Origin of the sequence: Coxiella-like endosymbiont (assembly GCF_002871095.1) — a bacterium.
Taxonomy (GTDB): Bacteria; Pseudomonadota; Gammaproteobacteria; order Coxiellales; family Coxiellaceae; genus Coxiella.
This window is the reverse complement of the sequence record NZ_NSHJ01000012.1, coordinates 1-2,540: the sequence shown is the minus strand read 5'-3', so window position 1 is coordinate 2,540 and position 2,540 is coordinate 1. Positions and strand designations below refer to the sequence as shown.

The window sequence follows — 2,540 nt, the reverse complement described above, 5'->3', positions numbered from 1 at the left end:
TAATACAACAGTAAGGGGGTAGGAAGGATTCGTAAGTATGTATTTATAATATTTTAAGTATAAAATACTATCAAGAAATTTTATAATTTCTATAGGAAATTCCCAGCCAACACACGAAAAAATAACTATACTGAAACATCGTAATAAATTTCCTAATAATTTCTAGATATTTTTAAAAGCTAATGCTTTTCGATAACAATCTAGAGCAGTATTTTTTATAGCCTTGTTCCTCGTAAATTCTTCCTAATTCTTGGTAATCGGCTGATGTAGGTACTAATTTAATGCTGTTTTGAAGATAAATACGAGCTTTATTTAAGAATTTTTTTCGGAGGCTTAATCTTCTTAAGCAAAGGAATAATTCTGACTTCTTTGGGTATTTTTAAGTCATAATTCAGCTATGGGTAATTGTTTAAATGTTTTAATAGGGCGGGCTAAACCATAAGTCGTAACTAGAGATGAATTCCATGGTTTTTTTTTGGAGTATGTGTTCAATTAAGAGAACAACACCCCTATCTGCTTCACTAAGAGTTATTAAATAGCGTGTATAAAGTTCAATTAAAGCAATGTTTTGTTGAAAATAATAAGGCAACCACTTTCACAGGACCTAATGAAGGGTTGTTTATTTTTTGGGAATCTTCATCGAGTAAATTAATATAAGTTTCTTGTTCTAAAGCGGCTAAACTTTCAAAAGATTCTAGTGTAAATTTTTGTAAAGTCGGAAATAAAAGGCGTAAATTTTATCAATCTTGAAGTTTTAAATAGAGTTGTGTTAGTAATTTCAATATGTATTTATGATGAGACTTTTTTGATCTAGATCCTGTAAAGTACTGAGCACCTGTTTCCACTGGTGGTTAATAAATTTTTAATTGTGCTTGAGTAAGACAATACTAGTAGCCTCCTGACTCGTTATATGAGCTAAGCGTAGATAATGATCTCGACGTTCATAAGCTTGTTGGAGATTGGCAGCATGAGCTACGGCTAAATAATTCATCATAGGATGTTGAATTATCTTGCCTGATTTAGTCAAAGTTTTTTCAGCGTAATGCAAGCGTCCTTCGGCAAGCTGACACAACCCTATATTACTTACTGAGATAACCTCAACGTCAATAAAAACATATTTTCTCTCATCGTTGTATATTTTTTGAAAGATGAGTAATGAAACTGAGTAGGCAAAGTATCAGATAAAAAAGAAGTAAGAGAACAATCAAGGAAATAAAATCTATCCACAAGGTTGTCTCAATACTCCAATGACAATAAATGATTAATATGTAGTCGGTTTCTTGAGGCATTTGTAGTCCTAGCTAAAGTGATAATAAAGTAAAAAGAAAGAATAAAATTAAAATTTCATATTTTTTTATTTGAAATGAGATCATTAACGAGTACCCGTAAGGATTGTAAAGAGGGAAGTGTAGGTTCGTTCAGTATCAACAGCAGCTAAGACTTTTATTTTCTTAGTAAGGGCATCTGTTTCACTTGGATTAGAATTATACTGATCCGAGTATTGAATGGCGATATTTAAACTTTTTCGATAGAACAAAGAATTGTAATTGATTAGAGCCCATTGTGCTTGATTGAATTGTAATTGAATATTTTGTGTTAAAAACAGAATTTTTCTGAGGTTTCAAGAAAGGTGAAATAGGTTGATCGATGCGGCTCCGAATGAGAAAGAGTTTCTTTAAACCACTCAGATGATATTTAGCTCTCTCCTACCAATTTTTTCTTCTAGGGTAAGTGAGTGAGTGGTGGTATGGATTCAGTTTTTTCCGGTGTGGTTTCAGAGAATTCTTGAGAGAGAAGAGGTGATAAATTACCTACGTCGATTTTTAATTGATCTAATTCCTCAGAAAGCTTTGTGACTTCAATAGACGTATTCTCAGAAAGAGTGCTAATATCTTGATCTATTGTTTTTTTAATGGAATTAGGTTCTCTTAGAAGGAGAGTTTTAATTGTTGTCGTACCATTTTCAGTCATTGAAGAGCAATGGCAAAATATTTTTCACCCATAAAATAAATATTGGCTAAACGAATGCAGTAAGTCACTTCATCAATGTTTTGTTGAGTAATAGCCTCAATGAATTTTTTGAAAATTGAGCAATGTTTTCTTGGTTAGCGTTAAGAGTTTCTTGTATTCGTGCTTGCGATTTTTAAAAATTAGTTTTTAGTTCAGCTAGTTTACATGTACATTGATGAGTTTTGAGGTGGCGCCAGATAGCGATACTTGATCCAATACTCCCCGCCCAAGGCTACAATAAGCGAAACTATAAAGCAAAAGTCCAGTGTTGTTCCATGTGGAGGGTACAGTTTTGGCTTTTTAGGTAACTCGTTTGAAGTAGATGTCTGAGTCATTGCTTCTCCTTATTGAACAAGTAATTTGAATTACTTTAATTATTTAAAATTTAGTTATCTTTTTTATAACGCTTTGATCATACCTTTTTTCTTAGTATTTTTCTTGATTATTCGGTAATTTAACTTTTCATAATTGTTGACTTTTATACACTTATGAACTTGTCGCCGATCACTTTTGACTATACATCTTTGTTT

At 32.0% G+C, this 2,540-nt stretch carries 3 protein-coding genes; all 3 read right to left on the bottom strand.

Annotated elements, in window-relative coordinates:
* Positions 1 to 862: 862 nt before the first annotated feature.
* Complete coding sequence (locus CLERM_RS00130) at positions 863 to 1,072, bottom strand: hypothetical protein (RefSeq protein WP_102156612.1); 210 nt, start codon at positions 1,070 to 1,072, stop codon at positions 863 to 865.
* A gap of 52 nt (positions 1,073 to 1,124) precedes the next feature.
* The gene (locus CLERM_RS04160; RefSeq protein WP_145996282.1) at positions 1,125 to 1,289 is read right to left on the bottom strand and encodes a heme biosynthesis HemY N-terminal domain-containing protein; all 165 of its coding nucleotides are present in this window, start codon (positions 1,287 to 1,289) and stop codon (positions 1,125 to 1,127) included.
* A 433-nt stretch (positions 1,290 to 1,722) separates the two neighbouring features.
* Positions 1,723 to 1,971 (bottom strand): hypothetical protein, encoded by a 249-nt coding sequence (locus CLERM_RS00125; protein WP_102156611.1) that lies wholly within the window; start codon positions 1,969 to 1,971, stop codon positions 1,723 to 1,725.
* Between the last annotated feature and the right edge of the window lie 569 nt (positions 1,972 to 2,540).

Bases quoted from the DNA above. Each gene is read 5' to 3' on its own strand.
- CLERM_RS04160 (WP_145996282.1), bottom strand. From the start codon at position 1,289: ATGCCTCAAGAAACCGACTACATATTAATCATTTATTGTCATTGGAGT.
- CLERM_RS00125 (WP_102156611.1), bottom strand. From the start codon at position 1,971: ATGACTGAAAATGGTACGACAACAATTAAAACTCTCCTTCTAAGAGAA.